Origin of the sequence: Pseudomonas sp. PB120 (genome assembly GCF_009761815.1) — a bacterium.
In the GTDB taxonomy this organism is placed as follows: Bacteria; Pseudomonadota; Gammaproteobacteria; order Pseudomonadales; family Pseudomonadaceae; genus Aquipseudomonas.
In genome coordinates this window covers 154,648-173,546 of record NZ_RWIN01000122.1, presented here as the reverse complement: position 1 = coordinate 173,546, position 18,899 = coordinate 154,648, and the positions used below count along the sequence as shown (strand labels likewise).

Sequence of the window (18,899 nt, the reverse complement as noted above, 5' to 3'; positions counted from 1 at the left end):
AAGTCTTTGGGGTACTTGATGGCCTCTTCGCGGGCAAGCCCGCTCCCACAGGGGACCGGGCGGCCACGAGGATGTGGTCAGTCGAGCGTAGAACCACTCACTGCAACACCACGCTCCGGGAAGAACAAACGCTGAAGCTCAGTGCCCGGGCTTTCGGCGCGCATGAACGCTTCGCCGACCAGGAACGCGTAAACGTCGCTGATTTCCATCAGTTCAACATCGGCGCGATTGAAGATGCCACTTTCGGTGACCACCAATCGGTCGCGCGGAATGCGCGGTAGCAGGTCGAGCGTGGTTTCCAGGCTGACATCGAATGTGTGCAGATTACGGTTGTTCACGCCGACCAACGGCGTGTCGAGGGTTTTCAACGCCCGCTCCAGCTCGTTGCCATCGTGGACTTCCACCAACACGTCAAGGCCGACGCTTTTCGCCACGGCCGCCAGCTCGGCCATTTTCACGTCATCCAGCGCGGAGACGATCAACAGCACGCAGTCGGCGCCCAAGGCACGGGCTTCAACGATCTGGTACGGATCGATCATGAAGTCCTTGCGGATCACCGGCAATTTGCACGCCGCACGCGCCTGTTGCAGATACACATCAGCGCCTTGGAAAAAATCGATATCGGTCAGCACCGACAGACACGTCGCGCCGCCCTTCTCGTAGCTCCTGGCGATGTCGGCAGGAACGAAATTCTCACGAATCACGCCTTTGCTTGGCGAGGCTTTTTTGATTTCAGCAATGACCGCCGGGTGTTTAAGCTTGGCCTGAGCAATCAGCGCCTTGGCAAAACCACGGGGTGCATCGGCCGCCTTGGCCAGACTTTCCAGCTCCGCCAGACTCACACGAGCGCTGCGCTCGGCGACTTCTTCGACTTTGCGCGCCAGAATGTTTTCCAGAACCGTCGGTACGCTCATCCCTCATTCTCCACTTTGAATACCGCGGTAAATGCACCCAACTCCTCAAGTTTTTCCCGAGCGAGGCCTGTGTGCAGCGCATCGTGCGCCAGGGCAACGCCTTCTTTCAAACTGGTCGCCAGGTCGGCGGCGTACAGCGCGGCACCGGCATTGAGGACGATCATCTCGGCAGCCTTCTGACCGTTCTCGGTCTTGCGCTTGCCCAAGGCATCGCGAATCAACTCCAGGGAAGCCGCCGGGCTTTCCACTGCCAGGCCATGCAGGCTCTGGCTCTTCATGCCCAGGTCTTCCGGCTCGACCCAATATTCAGTGACCTGATCATTTTTCAATTCGGCGACAAACGTCGGCGCCGCCAGGCTGAATTCGTCCAGGCCGTCTTTCGAATGCACAACGAGCACGTGCTTGCTGCCCAGACGCTGCAAGACTTCCGCCAACGGCCGGCACAACGCCTGGCTGAATACGCCCACCACCTGGTGTTTCACGCCGGCCGGATTCGTAAGCGGGCCGAGCATGTTGAACAGTGTGCGCAAGCCCAGCTCGCGGCGCGGGCCGGCGGCGTGTTTCATGGCACTGTGATGAGTCTGGGCAAACATGAAGCCGATGCCGACGTTGTCGATGCAACGTGCCACTTGCACTGGGGTCAGGTTCAGGTAAATGCCGGCGGCTTCCAGCAGATCGGCGCTGCCGCTTTTGCCCGAGACCGCGCGGTTACCGTGCTTGGCGACGGTGCAACCGGCCGCTGCGACCACGAAGGAAGAAGCGGTCGATACGTTGAAAATGTTCGCCCCATCGCCGCCGGTGCCGACCACGTCGACCACGCCATCGAGGGTCTTGAGTTCGACCTTGTCCGCCAGCTCGCGCATGACCGACACGGCGCCGACGATCTCGTCGATGCTTTCGCTCTTCATGCGCATGGCCATCATGAACGCGCCAATCTGCGCGTCCGTGCATTGCCCGGTCATGATTTCGCGCATGACATCGCGCATTTCATCGGTAGTGAGGTCGAGCTGATCGACGATACGACTCAGGGCTGTCTTGATATTCATGGAAAGTCCTTAGCGCGTGCCGCCGGTTTGTTTGAGGAAGTTGGCAAACAGTTCGTGGCCCTGCTCGGTCAGGATCGACTCAGGGTGGAATTGCACACCTTCGATGTTCAGTGTCTTGTGGCGCAGGCCCATGATCTCGTCGACCGAACCGTCTTCGAGCTGGGTCCAGGCCGTCAGCTCCAGACAGTCTGGCAGGGTTTCGCGCTTGACGATCAGCGAGTGATAGCGGGTCACCGTCAGCGGATGGTTCAGGCCTTCGAAAACGCCTTTGTCCTCGTGGAACACCGGGCTGGTCTTGCCGTGCATGACCTGACGGGCGCGAACCACATCGCCGCCAAAGGCCTGGCCGATGGACTGATGCCCCAGGCAAACACCCAGAATCGGCAGTTTTCCAGCGAAATGCTTGATCGCTTCAATTGAAATGCCGGCTTCGGTCGGGGTGCAAGGCCCCGGAGAGACGACGATCCGCTCAGGGTTGAGGGCTTCGATTTCGGCGATGGTGAGCTCATCGTTGCGCACGACTTTGACCTGGGAGCCGAGCTCACCAAGGTATTGCACAACGTTGTAGGTAAAAGAGTCGTAGTTATCGATCATCAGCAACATGGCTTGAAACCTCTTGAATTCACTGACTTTAAATACAGCCTTCGAACGGGTTGCCCGCAGCGTCCAGCGCTTTGTCAATCAAAGCGGCATGTCATACGGGCAACACTCATCGGTCAGCTTTCCGGAGTTTGTTCAGCCAGGGCCACTGCACGGAACATGGCGCGACGCTTGTTCAGGGTTTCTTCCCATTCCAGCGCCGGGACCGAGTCGGCGACGATGCCGCCACCGGCCTGCACGTGCAGTTCGCCGTTCTTGATCACCGCCGTGCGGATTGCGATGGCGGTGTCCATGTTGCCGTTCCAGGCAAAGTAACCGACCGCGCCGCCATAGACGCCACGCTTGACCGGTTCCAGTTCGTCGATGATTTCCATCGCACGAATCTTCGGTGCGCCGGACAAGGTGCCCGCTGGAAGGATCGCCCGCAGGGCGTCCATCGCCGTCAGCCCGGCTTTCAGCTGGCCGGTGACGTTGGACACAATGTGCATCACGTTGGAATAACGCTCGATGACCATTTTTTCGGTGAGCTTCACCGAACCGATTTCCGATACACGACCGGTGTCGTTACGACCCAGGTCGATCAGCATCAGGTGTTCGGCGATTTCCTTGTCGTCGGAGAGCAGGTCTTTCTCCAGCGCCAGGTCCGCCTCTTCGTTGGCCCCGCGCGGGCGTGTGCCGGCAATCGGGCGAACGGTGATCAGGTTGTCTTCGACTCGCACCAGCACTTCCGGCGAACTGCCGACGACGTGGAAGTCGCCGAAGTTGAAGAAGTACATATATGGCGTCGGGTTGAAGCAGCGCAGCGCCCGGTACAAATCGATCGGCGCAGCCTTGAAGTCGATCGACATGCGCTGGGACGGCACGACCTGCATGCAGTCGCCCGCCAGGATGTATTCCTTGATGGTGTCGACGGCTTTTTCGTAATCGTCCTGGGTGAAACTGGAGCGGAACACCGGGTCAGCCGACTGCTGTTTGCTGAAATCCAGGCCACGGCGCGGAGTGATCGGCTGGCGGAGTTTTTCCAGCAGCTCTTGCAGGCGCGCCTGACCTTGCTCAAAGGCATCGCCCTGCGACGGGTCGGCCAGGACGATGGCGTGCATCTTGCCAGCCAGGTTGTCGAACACCACCACCGCGTCGGAGACCATCAGCAGGATGTCCGGTACGCCCAGCGGATCCGGGTTCGGGCACTTGCCCAAACGCTTCTCGACATAACGCACGCAGTCGTAACCGAAGTAACCCACCAGGCCACCGTTGAAACGCGGCAGGCCGGCGATGGTCGGCACGTTGTAGCGGGCCTTGAACGCTTCGACGAACGCCAGCGGGTCTTCCGATTCGTGGCTTTCGATCTCGACGCCGTCGTGGGTCACACTGATGCGATGGTCATGAACCCGCAGCACGGTGCGGCACGGCAGGCCGATGATCGAGTAACGCCCCCACTTCTCCCCGCCTTGAACGGATTCGAGCAGGTAGGAGTTGGGCTCATCGGCCAGTTTCAGGTAGATCGACAGCGGTGTGTCGAAGTCGGCCAGGGTTTCGCAGGCAAGCGGGATGCGGTTATAGCCGGCAGCGGCCAAACGCAGGAATTCTTCGCGGATCATGGGGTAGCCTCGTGGCTTGAGGGTCTAACAGTCAGGTATGCAAACGCGCCGGTATACCGGCCAGGAACAAGTCAGGCGCGCCAACGCCAGCGGGCCAGGGCCTTGATGACTTTCATCCAGAGTTTGCGAGTGACCACCACGATGGCGTTTCCAGAAGGGGGTTGAACAGAGTCGGCCAACGTTATCTCAGCGGCCGGATCCAGGCAACCGGGAATTAGCTTGCGCAGGTCGTCAATCACCAGCGCCGGCGACTCTTCGGCAATCGGTCGGCCATGGTTATAGCCATAACTGAGGGCCACGCACTTGACCCCCGCCGCTTTCGCCGCCAGCACGTCGCTGCGCGAATCGCCAACGAACAGCGATTGCGACGCCGGGATGTTGGCCATTTTCATCACGAAAAACAGCGCGGCCGGGTCCGGTTTCTTCTGTGGCAGGGTATCGCCACCGATGATCCACTTGAAGTAACGGCCGATTTTCATCTGATCCAGCAGCGGCGCGACGAAGCGCTCCGGCTTATTGGTGATCAGGGCCATTTCCACGCCTTGCTTGTTCAGCCACTTGAGCGTGTCCCGCACGCCGGGGTAAACCACCGTCAGGTCGTGGCCGGCTTCATAAAAGCCGTTAAACAATTCCAGGGCATGCTCCGCCTCGACCTCGTCGACACCCTGGGCGTCGATGTGATTGGCCAGGGCCCGGCGCACCAGCATGTGCACGCCGTTGCCGACCCAGTCGCGCACCGATTCGATGCCGGCCGGTTGACGCCCAAGGGAGAGCAGCATGTTATCCACAGCCGCTGCGAGGTCGGGGACCGAATCGATCAGCGTGCCATCCAGATCGAACATCACCAGCCGTGGCAGACGCCCCGGGAACAGCTGCTCAAACCCGCTCATGGGCGGGCCAGCGCCAGTTCGGCACGCATTTTCTCGATCACTTCCTGGTAGTTCGGCGCATTGAAGATCGCCGAGCCGGCCACGAAGGTGTCCGCGCCAGCCGCCGCGATTTCACGGATGTTGTTCACGTTCACGCCGCCGTCGATTTCCAGACGAATGTCACGCCCGGACGCATCGATCAAGGCCCGCGCCTGGCGCAGCTTGTCGAGAGTGCCGGGGATAAACTTCTGCCCGCCGAAGCCCGGGTTGACGCTCATCAGCAGGATCATGTCGACCTTGTCCATCACGTATTCGAGCACGCTCAGCGGGGTTGCCGGGTTGAACACCAGGCCCGACTTGCAGCCGCCTTCGCGGATCAGTTGCAGGGAACGGTCGACATGCTGCGAGGCTTCCGGGTGGAAGGTGATGTAGGTCGCGCCCGCCTCGATGAAGTCACCGACGATGCGGTCCACCGGGCTGACCATCAGGTGCGCGTCGATGGGCGCGGTCACGCCGTATTTGCGCAGCGCGGCACAGACCATCGGGCCGATGGTCAGGTTCGGCACGTAGTGGTTGTCCATGACATCGAAGTGCACGAAGTCGGCGCCAGCGGCCAGGACATTGTCCACTTCTTCACCCAGGCGGGCGAAGTCGGCGGAGAGAATCGACGGAGCAATTACGAAGGGCTGCATGACGCACCTTTTCTGAGCAGAATCACAATGGCGCGCATTGTATACCTCATGCTTTGGCGCGCGCACTGTGGCCGCGATGATTGGGCCTGCCTTCAATCAATATGTGACCGCAGGCTCTAGTACGCCGCTCGGTAGATCTTTTCGATATCGATGGCGCTCAATTTCCGCGGATTGTTGCGCATCAGGCGTTCGATACCCGCGGCTTCGGCAGCCATGGCCGGGATCGCCTCTTCCGGAACGCCGAAACTGCGCAGGCCCGACGGGATTTCCACGGCGGCGCACAGCTCGATCATCGCCTCGACGGCTTTGTCGGCGGCTTCATTGGCGCTCAGGTGAGCGGTTTTCACGCCCATGGCTTCGGCAATATCCTGCATGCGTTCGACACAGGCCATCTTGTTCCAGGTCATGACATACGGCAGCAACAAGGCATTGCTGACACCGTGGGCAATGTTGAAACGTCCCCCCAGCGGATACGCCAGCGCATGCACCGCGCCGACTCCGGCATTGCCGAACGCCATGCCGGCCATCAGGCTGGCGGTGGCCATGTCTTCCCGGGCTTGCAGGTTGGACGGATTGGCGTAGGCCTTGGGCAGTGCCTTGGCAATCAACTTGATCGCGCCGATGGCCAGGGCGTCGGTGATCGCCGAGGCGTTGACCGACAGGTAAGACTCAATGGCGTGCACCAACGCATCCACGCCACTGGCGGCCGTGACGCTGCGTGGACAGGTCAGGGTCATTTGCGGGCTGACCAGCGCCACGTCCGGTAACAGATAGTCGCTGACGATGCCTTTTTTCAGCTGCGCGACCTTGTCGGAAAGGATCGCGACGTTGGTCACTTCCGAGCCGGTGCCGGCGGTGGTCGGGATGGCGATCAATGGCGGGCCTTTGCGCGGGACCTGATCAATGCCGAACAAATCCTCCAGCGCGCCGTGGTAACCGGCATAGGCCGCCACGCTCTTGGCGATGTCGATGGCGCTGCCGCCGCCCAGACCGATCAAGCCGTCATGCCCGCCTTCGCGGTACACCCGCATGCAATCTTCGACGATGGCGATTTCCGGGTCCGGCAATACGCGGTCGAAAATCTCGTAGCTCCGATCCCCCAGCTGCGCGAGCGCCAACGCGACCGTGCCGGACTTGACCAGCACGGCGTCGGTGACGATCAGCGGGTTGTCGATGTCCAGGCGCGTCAGTTCAGACGCCAGTTGCTCGATAGCCCCTGCGCCGGTGATCAGTTTGTGAGCGATTTTGAAAGAGGAAAGACTCATGTGCGCAGCCTCTTATAGATGGGGAGCTGGGCACAATAGTAGCTGGGGATTGGGGTTTGTCTGCTATTCAGGCGGTGAATGACCATCAACCCCGAAAGCGACACAAAACCCCTGTAGGAGCGAGCTCGCTCGCGATGAACCTGAGGACGACACGGTGATTCAGAATCCCCGTGTCATCGTTGACGTCCATCGCGAGCAAGCTCGCTCCTACAGTGGGTCTCTGCGGTTTTAGACCTGTGCGGTACGCAGTTTTTCGCTTCGGCCACGTAGCCATTCCAGGGTCAGCAGCAGGATCACCGAGAAGGCAATCAGCAGCGTCGCGGCAGCGGCAATCGTCGGGCTGAGGTTTTCGCGGATGCCGCTGAACATCTGCCGGGGCAAGGTCGCTTGTTCAGGACCGGCAAGGAACAGCGTCACCACCACTTCATCGAACGAGGTGGCGAAGGCGAACAGCGCCCCGGAAATCACACCCGGCGCAATCAATGGCAAGGTCACACGACGGAAAGCCACCAGTGGCGAAGCACCCAGGCTCGCAGCAGCACGCACAAGGTTGTGGTTAAAACCCTGCAACGTCGCCGACACGGTGATGATCACAAACGGCACACCCAACACCGCGTGCACCACGATCAGCGAGAAGAAGCTGTTGCCCAGGCCCAGCGGGGCGAAAAACAGATAGCTCGCCACACCGATAATCACCACCGGCACCACCATCGGCGAAATCACCAGCGCCATCACCAGCGCCTTGCCCGGGAAGTCGCCCCGCGTCAGGCCGATCGCCGCCAGCGTACCGAACACCATGGCCAGCACGGTGGCGGCCGGGGCGACGATGATGCTGTTCTTCAGAGAGCGCATCCACTCGGCCGAGGCGAAGAAGTCCTGATACCAGTGCAGCGAGAAACCTTGCAGCGGGTAGACCAGGAAGCTGCCCGAGTTGAACGACAGCGGAATGATCACCAGTACCGGCAGAATCAGGAACAACAGAACCAGGCCGCAGAGAATCCGCAAACTGTAGAACCACACCCGTTCAACGGGAGACATATAAGGACTCAGCATTTCATTCTCCCCTTAGCTCAGGCGCAGGCGACTGGCGCCCACCAGCCAGCTGTAAATCAGGTAAAGCACCACGGTCGCCAACAGCAGCAACCCACCGAGTGCGGTCGCCATACCCCAGTTGATGCTGGTGTTGGTGTAGAAAGCGACGAAATAACTGACCATCTGATCGTTCGGGCTGCCCAGCAAGGCCGGGGTGATGTAGTAGCCAATCGCGAGGATGAACACCAGCAGGCAACCGGCGCCGACACCGGCGTAGGTCTGCGGGAAGTACACGCGCCAGAAGCTCGCGAACGGGTGGCAACCGAGGGAAATCGCTGCACGCATGTAGGTTGGCGAGATGCCTTTCATCACGCTGTAGATTGGCAGGATCATGAACGGCAGCAGGATGTGCACCATGGAGATGTAGACCCCGGTGCGGTTGAACACCAGCTCCAGCGGCTTATCGATGATGCCCATGGCCATCAGGCCACTGTTGATCAAGCCGCCCGATTGCAGCAGCACGATCCACGCGGCGACCCGCACCAGGATTGAGGTCCAGAAGGGCAGCAGCACCAGAATCATCAGCAGGTTGCTTTGGCGTGACGGCAGGTTCGCCAGCAGGTAGGCCAGCGGGTAGGCCAGCAACAGGCAGATCCCGGTGATGATCAGGCCCATCCAGAAAGTCCGGGCGAAGATGTCGAGATAGATCGCCTGATCCGGTGTGGCCGGGGCCAGTTCGCCGAGGTCGTCGATCCGGTGATCGACCGCCGCCAGCAGGTAGTAAGGCGTGATGTTGCTGGTGTTGCGGCGAACGGCTTGCCAATAGGCCGGGTCACCCCAGCGCTCGTCGAGCCCTTCCAGCGCTTCTTTATAAGAGGCCGGTTCAGTGGCGAACGGCAAGGCGCGGGCGGTTTTGGTCAGCAGGCTGCGGTAGCCGGCCAACTCCATGTTCAAGCGCTTGGACAGGTCGCCCAGGGTCTGATTCTTGCGCGCTTCAGCGAGGTCTTCGCTGGCCGCTTTGTAGACGGGTTCAGCAGGAAGGCCTCGGCCGTCCCAACTGGCGATGGCCGCCACGGTGCGCGGCATGCCGCCGACCACTTCCGGGTTACCAACGCTTTTGTAGAGCAGCGCCACGATGGGCACCAGGAACACCAGCAACAGAAACAGCACCAGCGGCGCGATCAAGGCCTGGGCCTTCCAGCGGTTAACCCGCTCGGCGTGCTTGAGCCGCTGCTTCAAGGTGGGGTCAGTGCCCGCGTTCAGGGGAATGGCGGTGGCCATGGCGTACTCCGGAAATCTTTGATCAATCGATGATGTGGGAGCCAGCTTGTGTGGCGAGCGAGCTTGCTCGCGCTGGGCTGCGGAGCAGCCCCAAAATTCTGTTGCCAGTTGCCAATTTTGTGAGTGCTGCGCACTCAAGCGGGAGCAAGCTCCCTCGCCACAAAAGCTGATCTCACAGGAGGGCGAGCCCTCTTCTTACTTCGCTGCCCAGGAATTGAAGCGCTGTTCCAGTTGCTCGCCGTTGTCAGCCCAGAAGCTGACGTCGATCTGCACCTGGTTGGCGATGTTTTCCGGGGTGGTCGGCATGTCTTTCAGGACATCCTTGGCCAGCAACGGTACGGCTTGGGTGTTGGCCGGGCCGTAGGCGATGTTTTCCGAGTAGGTCTTCTGCTGCTGCGGCATGACCGAGTAGGCGATGAATTTCTTCGCCGCTTCAGCACGTGCCTTGTCCAGGCCTTTTGGAATGGCCCATGCGTCGAAGTCGTAGATGCCGCCGTTCCACACGACTTTGAGGTTGCTTTCTTTCTGCACGGCAGCGATCCGGCCGTTGTAGGCCGAGCTCATGACCACGTCACCCGAAGCGAGGTATTGCGGCGGTTGCGCGCCGGCTTCCCACCACTGGATATTCGGCTTGAGTTCATCAAGCTTCTTGAACGCACGGTCCTGACCGTCCTTGCCAGCCAGCACCTTGTAGACGTCTTTCGGCGCAACGCCGTCAGCCATCAGTGCGAATTCCAGGGTGTACTTGGCGCCTTTACGCAGGCCGCGCTTGCCAGGGAATTTCTTGGTGTCCCAGAAATCGACCCAGCTGGTCGGTGCGGAAGCCAGCTTGTCTGCGTTGTAGGCCAACACGGTCGACCACACGAAGAAACCTACGCCGCAAGGCTGGATAGCGCCTTTGACGTAATCTTCGGTTTTGCCGAACAGTGCCGGGTCGAGTTGTTCGAACATGTCTTCGTCGCAACCACGGGACAGCTCTGGCGATTCAACTTCCACCAGGTCCCAGGACACGCTCTTGGTGTCGACCATGGCTTTGACCTTGGCCATTTCGCCGTTGTACTCGCCCGCCACGATCTTGCCGTTGCCTGCCGCTTCCCACGGTGCGTAGAAGGCTTTGACCTGCGCCGCCTTGTTCGCCCCGCCAAAGGACACCACGGTCAGGTCCGGGCCCGCCGCCATCGCGTGTGCCGCGCCGATCATGCCCATGACCAAAGCGGTGAATTTCAGGGATCTCAACATTTATTGTTTTCTCCACGTGCAGGGTTGGTTGAAGCAGGGGGCGATCAGTTCGCCTCTAAAAGTGGGTCGAGCGCGCGAACGTGCTCGACCTGCCAGCCAAGCGGTACCACGTCGCCGACGGCGAGCGCAGGATCAAGCTCGGCAATCGGTTGTTTCACGAAGAAGTCGGTCTTGCCGCAGACTTCCAGGCGAACCCGGACGTGATCGCCCAGATAGATGAATTCCGCCACCCTCCCTGAGAAGCGGTTGACGCAGGACTCGCTGGAGCCGTTGAGGCTCACGCGTTCCGGACGAATCGATAGCGTGACGGGCTCGCCGGTCTTGCCGACGTTGACCGCGAGCGCTTCAACCTTTTCACCGCGACCGAGTTCGACGATGCAGCGATCGCCGGTCTGGCTGTGCAAGCGACCGTTGAGGCGGTTGTTCTCGCCGATGAAGTTGGCGACGAAGGTGTTTTTCGGCTCTTCGTAGAGAGTGCGCGGCGGGGCGATCTGCTGGATTTCACCTTGATGGAACACCGCCACACGGTCAGACATGGTCAGGGCTTCACCCTGGTCGTGGGTCACGTAGACCACGGTCACACCGAGGCGCTGGTGCAGGTGCTTGATTTCCATCTGCATGTGTTCGCGCAGTTGCTTGTCGAGCGCGCCGAGCGGTTCGTCCATCAACACCAGCTGCGGCTCGAACACCAAGGCGCGGGCCAGGGCCACACGTTGCTGCTGGCCGCCAGAGAGTTGGCCCGGATAACGCTGGGCGAAGGTGTCGAGCTGAACCATGCTCAAGACACGTTTGACCCGGTCGCTGACGTCGCTCTTGTTCAAGCCGCGCACGGTCAGGGGGAACGCAAGGTTCTCGGCGACCGTCATGTGCGGGAACAGCGCGTAGTTCTGGAACACCATGCCGATGTCACGCTTGTGGGGCGGCACGTTGTTGATGGAACGCCCGGCCAGCAGGATTTCGCCTGCGGTCGGTGTTTCGAAACCGGCGAGCATCATCAGGCTGGTGGTCTTGCCGGAGCCGGAAGGCCCGAGCAAGGTGAGGAATTCGCCTTTGCGAATGTCCAGGTTGAGGTCTTTGACGATCAGGTTCTCGCCGTCGTAGCTTTTCTGCACTCCACGAAAGCTGACCAGAATGTCACTGGCCCCTGCGTTTGAATCGACCTGGCTCATACCCACACCTTTGTTGTTGATGACTGCTGTGGACTAAGCCTAGTGGACGCTGGGTAGCACGCAAATCGGGGCGCAGGAGAGAATCGCCTCAGCCGGATGGAAGGTTGGGGGTAGGGATTGCCCTACAAGGATGGCGTGATTGGGCAAGCCAGTTGCGGGAGCCGGGCGGCAAGCCCCAAGAACGGGCAAAAAGGGTTGTCGCTATTGGATATGCCCGCAACGCAGGCCCTCTGTAGGAGTAAGCCTGCTCGCGATCGCGCCCGATCAGCCGACGGTGCAGTGACTGATCCACCGCCATCGCGAGCAGGCTCACTCCTACAGGTTTGATCGCGGTGGGGCTTAGAGGAGTTTGTGTTCCATCGCGTATTTCACCAGCTCCGCCAGGGAGGTGATGTTGAGCTTTTGCATCAACCGCGCCTTGTGGGTGCTGATGGTCTTGCTGCTCAAGGCCAGTTGCTGGGCGATGTCGTTGACGTTGGCGCCCTGGGCCAGGCGTTCGAACACCGAGAACTCGCGCTCCGAGAGCAACGAATGCAGCGGCCGCGAGTCGGTCAGGCCGACTTCGAAGACCATGCGGTCGGCCAGTTCCGGATCGATGTAGCGCCCGCCCGCCGCGACTTTGCGGATTGCCGTCAGCAGCAACGCCGGATCGCTGTCCTTGGTCGCGTAGCCCGCGGCCCCCACCTTCAAGGCACGCGCGGCCATTTGCGCTTCGTCGTGCATCGACAGCACCAGAATCGCCGGCGGATTGTTCAGCGCACGAATCCGTGGAATCGCCTCCAGGCCATTGACCCCGGGCATGGAGATGTCCAGCAACACCACTTCGCAAGGCACATGACGCAGCGTCTCGAGCAACTGCTCGCCATTGCTCGCCTCCCCCACCACCAGCAAGTCCTTGGCCAGGCCAATCAACTGCTTGATGCCTTCGCGAACGATGGTGTGGTCTTCGGCTACCAGTACACGGATCACAGACTTCTCCAGATTCAAGATCATTCGTGAGCAAGACCCGCGCTCCACTGTGGGAGCGAGCCTGCTGGCGATGGCGTCAGTACAATCAACAAAAATGCATCAAGCTGCATCCAGAGGCACCCGCACACTCAACGTCGTCCCCTCCCCCGGTTCACTCTCAAGCAACAACTGCCCCCCCATGATCAACACGCGCTCGCGCATGCCGACCACACCGAACGATGTCGGCCTGCCGACAGAAGCGACAAACCCTACACCATCATCGCTGACGGTCAGGCACAGTTCGTCGCCCGTGAGGGTCAGCGTGAGTTCGACAGTATGCGCCTGGGCATGGCGCATGACATTGGTCAGCGCCTCCTGAAGGATCCGGAACAAGCCAATCGCCTTGGCATCACTGAGCACCGGCAAATTGTCCGGCACCTGCACCAGGCACGGGATCTGCGTACGCGCTTCAAAACGCCGGGCCTGCCATTCGATGGCCGACGCGATGCCGGCATCGAGAATCGGTGGCCGCAACGCCGTGGCCACATCCCGAACCAGCTGGAACAGTTGAGCGATCAGACGCTTCATGCTGTTCAGGCGCTCGTTCAATCCGGGATCGAGTTGGGCATAGGCCAATTCGCACATGGAGGTTTCCAGCTTCAACACCGTCAACATCTGACCCAGTTCGTCGTGGACCTCCCGCGCGATGCGGGCCTTTTCCTCTTCCCGAACGCTCTCCAGGTGTGCGGACAATTCGCGCAGTTGCTCCCGGGAGCTGGCCAGCTCCAGCTCGATGCGCTTGCTCTCGCTGATGTCCCAGACGATGCCGTCCCAGACGTAGGCGCCGTCTTCAAGCCGACGGGTGATGGCTTTGATCTCGGCCCAGCGCTGCTCGCCCGAGCGGGTCAGAATCCGCCCCTGCCAGGACCAGTCGCTGTCGGTGTCCAGCGCATGATCCTGGGTCTGGTGATAACCGGCCTTGTCGTCCGGATGCACGAGGCTGCGCAGGCCTTTGTCGCGATGGGCCAGAGTAGCCGGCGAGTACCCGGTCAGGCTTTCGCTGCCTTCGCTGATGTAAGCAAAGTCGATCTGCCCGGTCACCGGCGCGCGCTCCAGCCTGAAGACCAGGCCGGGAACGTTGGCGGCGATACCCTGCAACCGCGCTTCGCTTTCCTGCAAGGCGGCCAGGGCACGACGACGCTCGGTGACGTCGTTGAGGTAGACCACCAGGTATTCGCCATCGCGGAACCGCAGAAAGCTCAACGAAACATCGGCGGGTAAAATACTGCCGTCGGCGCGCACACAGTTGGTTTCGAAACTTTGCGGGCCGTCTTCGCTGGCGCGAGCCCGCTTCCACAGGTTCAGCCAGCGGTCCATGTGCAGACCGGGTTCGAAGTCGATCAGCGGCCGCTCAATGAGTGCGCCCGACGGATAACCCAGCATGGTTTCGGCGGCGCGGTTGGCGTAGCGAACGTGGCTGTCCCAGTTGACCCACAGGATGCCGACCGTGCTTTGATCGATGGAAAATTGAGTGAGGCGCAGCGCTTCTTCGCTGGCAGCGCGCAGGGCAATGTCATCCCGCGCCGCCAACAGGCGTTGCTCCAGGCTGAGCTGTTGGCGCCGTTGCCAGAACACGATGGCCATGCTGCTCAGCGTCAGCACCAGCAATAACAGGCAGAGGTTTTGCCAGAAACCCGGGGACTCCGTCAGCCGCGGGTATTTGGGTTGCAGCCATTGGTTGTGCAGTTGCTCCAGGTCCTTGGCCGGGATCGCCCGCAACGCGGTTTCGACAATGCCGGCAAGTTCCGGCCAGTCCCGACGCGTGGCCACGCGCAGCAATTGCGGCAGGCCAATATCGCCGACCACCAGCAGCCCGGAAAACTCCGACTCGATGGACAGACGCCCCAGTTGCGCCTCATCGACGACGGCATAACTCGCCTGCTGGCTGAGCAACAGCTGCAATGCCTGGCGTTCGATGGGCACGCCCTGAAGGTTCAGGTGCGGATAATTGCTGCGCAGGTAGTCGGCGATGGCGCTGGGCATGCGCACGGCGACACGGGTCTGGCTGTCGAGTTTTTCCAGCTCGACCACGCCGGTGCTTTTCTGGTCGCTGACCACCAGTTGCGGCACCCGCATGTACGGATCGGTGAACTGCCACAAGCGCAGCCCCCCAGGGGTTTGGGTCAGTCCTGGAGCGATGTCGATTTCACCGTCGCGTGCAGCGGCCTCCAATTGCTCAAGATCGGGAAAGTTGCGCCAGCTCAGCTCGACCTTGAGCGATCTGGCCAGCCACTTCATCAACTCGACGTTGACCCCGGACAGACGCTGCAAGCGACGATCGTATTGGGCGTAAGGCGCTTGCAACACCAACCCGACCCGCAATTCGTCATGCTGTGCCAGCCATTGCTGCTGGCCTGCGGACAATTGTGCGACGTGCGCCGGTGGCGCGACAGCCGCCCAGCCCATCAAGGGAAACCACAAACAGCCGATAACCCACAGGCAGTGAAAACGCATCATTGAAGTCTCACACACTGACAAATACTGACCAACCCATTAGGCTGCCGGAATAACCTCTGGCCTGGAATATCCGATGCCCCCTGTCTACCGCCTGGCGCTGCCAGCATTGTGCCTGTCGCTGATCCTGCCTTGCGCTTTTTCCGTCGAGGCGGCTGCCACTCCAGCACCCGCTCCTGCGGAAAAAACCGCGGAAGAAAAACCGGCCGACCGCCAGCCGCTGATTGAGCGTAGTCAGGAAGAAGCGAGCGCATTGGAGCGCAAAATCCCCGTTCAGGAACAGCAACAACTGCAAGCGGGCGCCGATACATTTCTGGCCTTGTGGAAACCGGCCAATTCCGCCGAACCCAAAGGCGCGGTGATTATCATCCCGGGCGCCGGCGAAACCGTTGACTGGCCGCAAGCAATCGGCCCGTTGCGACGCACATTGCCCGACGTCGAGTGGAGCAGCCTGAGTATCACCTTGCCGGACCTGCAAAGCGATGCCATTGCGCCACGCGTCGTCGAAGTGGCACCCGCGCCCAAAGCGGCCAACACCGACACCAAGGACTCGACCACCGCCGCCCCCATCGAACAAGCGGCAGGCGGTGAAGCGGAGGTGGCTGATAAGGTAGTGGCCGAGACCACCGAGGAGCAAACGAAGGCCGACGCCGAGCGCATCTTCGCGCGCATCGACGCCGCCGTCGCCTATGCCGAATCGCAAAGCGCCCGCCGCATCGTCATCTTGGGGCATGGCACCGGCGCTTACTGGGCCACACGCTATTTGAGCGAGAAGCAGCCATCGCAAGTGGAGAAACTGGTGATGGTGGCGGCACAGACACCCGTCACCGCCAAGCCCGGGCTGGCCGAACTGACGCCGACCTTGAAGCTGCCCGCCGCCGATATTTTTTACAAGGACAAACCGCTGGATCGCAATGCTGCGCTGGAGCGTTTGCAAGCGAGCAAACGGTTGAAATCGTCGGCGTTTAGCCAAGTCTCTTTGAAGGCATTGCCTGGTGACACCAAGGCAGAACAGGAACAGCTGGTGCGCCGGGTACGTGGCTGGTTGAGTCCGCAGAATGTGGCGAACTGATAGACCGCGTTGCGCCCATCGCCAGCAGGCTGGCTCCCACAGAGGATCTCAGTCGTTCACAAATCCAAAGTGGGAGCCAGCCTGCTCCCACAGAGGATCTCAGTCGTTCACAAATCCAATGTGGGAGCCAGCCTGCTGGCGATAGCGTCATAACTGGCAACACTCATCTTTACGACTACCGAAAATTCCGTCGCTCACGAATCAACGTGTAAGCGCTCTGCAGTTCGCGCGTCTTATCGGTGGCCTCGCGCACCTGCAACGCCGTCGCACCGCTGCCGGCAATTTTATCCGGGTGATGACGGCTGAGCAGGCGCCGATAGGCACGTTTAATCTGCGCGGGTTCGGTGGTGGCGGACACGCCCAGCAGACGCAGGGCATCCTGATAGGTCGGCGCGCTGTTCACCAATGAACGCTTCTGCGGCTCGTAGTCTGCCGAGAGGCCCTGGACCTGATAGGACGACCACCCCAGCCATTTCCCCCATTGCTTGATCAGTGCCAGCTCACGGGTCCCGGCGCGACCATCAGCCCAGACCATTCGCCAGCAGGCACGCAAGACTCCCTCCGCCGCATGGGGTTGAGCCCCCAGGCGTCGCAGGTAACCGCGCAACGCGTCATCGCCCGACTTGCCGCGGTTGAACGCGGCAATCGCCCGTCGCTGCGCCGACTCGTGCATTTCCAACGCTTGCATTTCCTGACGGGCCTGCTGGATGTGACCATCCGTTACCCGCCCATCAGACTTGGCCAACCGCCCCAGCAACACGAACAACAGTTCATCGTTGCGCAACATCGGACGTCCGCCCAGCTTTTCACGCAATTGCCCCCAGCTCTGCAGGTGCAGGCGCCGATCCAGCGCTTGCCCCAATAAAGCACCGAGCATGGCCCCCGGAATGCTGGCAATGAAAAAACCCGCTCCGGCTCCAATCAGAGTCCCTGGCCACAACATATCAGTGTCTCGCTTCTATCAAGGTTTCCACTTCCGCCAGACGCTCATGAGTGCCGACATCCACCCAATGCCCCTTCAAATGTTCGCCCGTCACTTGCCCGTGCTCCATTGCGTTGCGCAGCAGCGGTGCAAGCTTGAACGCCCCCGCCGTGCAACCGTCGAACAACTGCGGGTGCAGCACCGCGATACCACTGTAGGTCAGGGTCGGTGTTTCTGGCTGCCCGTCATGAACCTGCCCGTCGATCAGGCTGAAATCGCCCTTCGGGTGGTGGGCAGGGTTGTCCGCCAGTACCAGATGCGCCAGCCCGGTGATGGGCTGATGCAGCACACTGAAATCGTAGTCCGTCCAGATGTCCCCGTTGACCACCAGGAAGGCGTCGTCGCCCAACAACGGCAGCGCACGGAAAATCCCGCCGCCCGTTTCCAGCGGCTCACCTTCCGGCGAGTACTGGATGCGCATGCCGTATTGCGAGCCGTCTCCCAGATAGCTTTCGATCTGCTGGCCGAGCCAGGCGTGATTGATCACCACCTCGGTAAAACCCGCCGTGGCCAAGGCCTTCAAGTGGTACTCGATCAGCGGCACGCCGCCTGCTCTTACCAGCGGTTTGGGCGTTGTCAGGGTCAACGGCCGCATGCGCTCGCCTTTACCTGCCGCCAGGATCATCGCCTTCATGCATTCGCTCCGGCACGCAGGCTCAGCAGCAACACATCCAGTTCAGCCAGTTCAGGACGACGGGCGATCACGGCTTCTATATAGGCAAAGAAGCGCGGCACGTCGGCCAGGTAGCGCGGCTTGCCGTCGCGGTGGCAGATGCGGGCGAAGATGCCGATCACTTTCAGATGACGCTGCACGCCCATCAGGTCGCTGGCACGCAGGAAGTCTTCGAAGTCGGGCTGCACCGGGATGCCCTGCGCCGCCGCTTGCTGCCAATAGTTTTCCAGCCAGCCGCGCGCACGCTCTTCGGGCCAACTGAGGAAGGCGTCCTTGAACAGGCACGTCACGTCGTAGGTCACAGGGCCGTAGACTGCATCCTGGAAATCGAGCACCCCGGGATTGGGCTCGCTGAGCATCAGGTTGCGCGGCATGTAGTCGCGATGCACCAGGACTTTCGGCTGGGCCAGGGCGCTGTCGATCAGCAAGTCGGTCACCTGTTGCCAGAGCAACTGCTGGGCCGCGTCGAACTCAATGCCCAATTCACGCTTTACGTACCACTCTGGAAACAGTTCCAGCTCGCGACGCAGCAACGCCACGTCATAACTCGGCAGCGGTGCAACCATCGGCAACTGTTGAAAAGCCAATAGCGCTTGCAAGGCATCCGCGAACAAATCGTCGGCGTTTTCGCTGTCGATCACGTCCAGGTAAGTCTTGTTGCCCAGGTCATTGAGCAAAAGAAACCCGCGCTCCAAGTCTTCGGCATAAATTTTCGGCACATTAATTCCGGATTTCGCCAGTAAAAAAGCGATATCCACGAAGGGTTTGCAGTTTTCCTGGGGCGGAGGCGCGTCCATCACGATGAAACTTCTGCCCTCGCCCTCCCAGCGGAAATAGCGTCGAAAACTGGCATCGCTACTGGCCGCGATCAACGTGGCCGGGGGTACGGCGCCCCAGCCTTGCTCTGCAAAGAGGGTCGCCAACTGCTCATCGAGCCAAACTTTAAGGTGTTGCAAACGTACATCTTGGTCAGGCATTGCAAGGGTCTCCGACGGCGCTAGCCGT

The 18,899-nt window shown here is 60.8% G+C and carries 17 protein-coding genes; 1 reads left to right on the top strand and 16 read right to left on the bottom strand.

What is annotated here, in order from left to right:
• Positions 1-77: 77 nt before the first annotated feature.
• The 13 genes from trpC to EJA72_RS22515 all read right to left on the bottom strand — a co-directional run bounded on the left by trpC (position 78) and on the right by EJA72_RS22515 (position 15,170).
• Positions 78-914 (bottom strand): indole-3-glycerol phosphate synthase TrpC, encoded by an 837-nt coding sequence (gene trpC, locus EJA72_RS22575; protein ID WP_157713843.1) that lies wholly within the window; start codon positions 912-914, stop codon positions 78-80.
• Positions 911-1,960: an anthranilate phosphoribosyltransferase gene (trpD, locus tag EJA72_RS22570; protein WP_157713841.1), complete on the bottom strand. Its 1,050-nt coding sequence runs from the start codon at positions 1,958-1,960 to the stop codon at positions 911-913. The genes trpC and trpD overlap by 4 nt, the downstream gene beginning before the upstream one ends.
• A gap of 9 nt (positions 1,961-1,969) precedes the next feature.
• Positions 1,970-2,563: an aminodeoxychorismate/anthranilate synthase component II gene (locus EJA72_RS22565; protein ID WP_157713839.1), complete on the bottom strand. Its 594-nt coding sequence runs from the start codon at positions 2,561-2,563 to the stop codon at positions 1,970-1,972.
• A gap of 113 nt (positions 2,564-2,676) precedes the next feature.
• On the bottom strand, positions 2,677-4,158 hold the full coding sequence (gene trpE / locus EJA72_RS22560; RefSeq protein WP_157713837.1) for an anthranilate synthase component I: 1,482 nt from the start codon (positions 4,156-4,158) through the stop codon (positions 2,677-2,679).
• Positions 4,159-4,229: 71 nt separating this feature from the next.
• A complete protein-coding gene (locus EJA72_RS22555; protein WP_157713835.1) occupies positions 4,230-5,048 on the bottom strand; it encodes a phosphoglycolate phosphatase in 819 nt (272 codons plus the stop codon).
• The gene (gene rpe / locus EJA72_RS22550) at positions 5,045-5,719 is read right to left on the bottom strand and encodes a ribulose-phosphate 3-epimerase (RefSeq protein WP_027926743.1); all 675 of its coding nucleotides are present in this window, start codon (positions 5,717-5,719) and stop codon (positions 5,045-5,047) included. Before rpe ends, EJA72_RS22555 begins: the two co-directional genes overlap by 4 nt.
• 116 nt (positions 5,720-5,835) lie before the next feature.
• Positions 5,836-6,984, bottom strand: coding sequence for an iron-containing alcohol dehydrogenase (locus tag EJA72_RS22545; protein WP_157713833.1), 1,149 nt, complete (start codon positions 6,982-6,984; stop codon positions 5,836-5,838).
• A 228-nt stretch (positions 6,985-7,212) separates the two neighbouring features.
• Positions 7,213-8,037 (bottom strand): ABC transporter permease, encoded by an 825-nt coding sequence (locus tag EJA72_RS22540; protein WP_157713831.1) that lies wholly within the window; start codon positions 8,035-8,037, stop codon positions 7,213-7,215.
• Between the two features lie 12 nt (positions 8,038-8,049).
• Complete coding sequence (locus tag EJA72_RS22535) at positions 8,050-9,297, bottom strand: ABC transporter permease (RefSeq protein WP_157713829.1); 1,248 nt, start codon at positions 9,295-9,297, stop codon at positions 8,050-8,052.
• Positions 9,298-9,492: 195 nt separating this feature from the next.
• Positions 9,493-10,536 carry an ABC transporter substrate-binding protein gene (locus tag EJA72_RS22530; RefSeq protein WP_157713827.1) on the bottom strand — a complete coding sequence of 348 codons (1,044 nt, stop codon included), beginning with the start codon at positions 10,534-10,536 and terminating at the stop codon, positions 9,493-9,495.
• A 44-nt stretch (positions 10,537-10,580) separates the two neighbouring features.
• The gene (locus tag EJA72_RS22525) at positions 10,581-11,705 is read right to left on the bottom strand and encodes an ABC transporter ATP-binding protein (RefSeq protein WP_157713825.1); all 1,125 of its coding nucleotides are present in this window, start codon (positions 11,703-11,705) and stop codon (positions 10,581-10,583) included.
• Between the two features lie 339 nt (positions 11,706-12,044).
• Positions 12,045-12,698 carry a response regulator transcription factor gene (locus tag EJA72_RS22520; protein ID WP_157713823.1) on the bottom strand — a complete coding sequence of 218 codons (654 nt, stop codon included), beginning with the start codon at positions 12,696-12,698 and terminating at the stop codon, positions 12,045-12,047.
• A 75-nt stretch (positions 12,699-12,773) separates the two neighbouring features.
• A complete protein-coding gene (locus EJA72_RS22515) occupies positions 12,774-15,170 on the bottom strand; it encodes a PAS domain S-box protein (protein ID WP_157713821.1) in 2,397 nt (798 codons plus the stop codon).
• 73 nt (positions 15,171-15,243) lie between these two features.
• Between EJA72_RS22515 and EJA72_RS22510 the strand changes: the two genes are divergently transcribed.
• Positions 15,244-16,239, top strand: a complete 996-nt coding sequence (locus EJA72_RS22510; RefSeq protein ID WP_157713819.1) for an alpha/beta hydrolase family protein — start codon at positions 15,244-15,246, stop codon at positions 16,237-16,239.
• 175 nt (positions 16,240-16,414) lie between these two features.
• Here EJA72_RS22510 and EJA72_RS22505 read toward each other — a convergent pair whose 3' ends face one another.
• Genes EJA72_RS22505 through EJA72_RS22495 form a run of 3 tightly spaced genes read right to left on the bottom strand, consistent with a single transcriptional unit; the run spans position 16,415 to position 18,871 of the window.
• A complete protein-coding gene (locus EJA72_RS22505) occupies positions 16,415-17,182 on the bottom strand; it encodes a TerB family tellurite resistance protein (RefSeq protein ID WP_157713817.1) in 768 nt (255 codons plus the stop codon).
• A 1-nt stretch (position 17,183) separates the two neighbouring features.
• Positions 17,184-17,855 (bottom strand): N-acetylmuramate alpha-1-phosphate uridylyltransferase MurU, encoded by a 672-nt coding sequence (gene murU / locus EJA72_RS22500; protein WP_157713815.1) that lies wholly within the window; start codon positions 17,853-17,855, stop codon positions 17,184-17,186.
• A complete protein-coding gene (locus tag EJA72_RS22495; RefSeq protein WP_157713813.1) occupies positions 17,852-18,871 on the bottom strand; it encodes an aminoglycoside phosphotransferase family protein in 1,020 nt (339 codons plus the stop codon). Before EJA72_RS22495 ends, murU begins: the two co-directional genes overlap by 4 nt.
• Positions 18,872-18,899 lie beyond the last annotated feature (28 nt).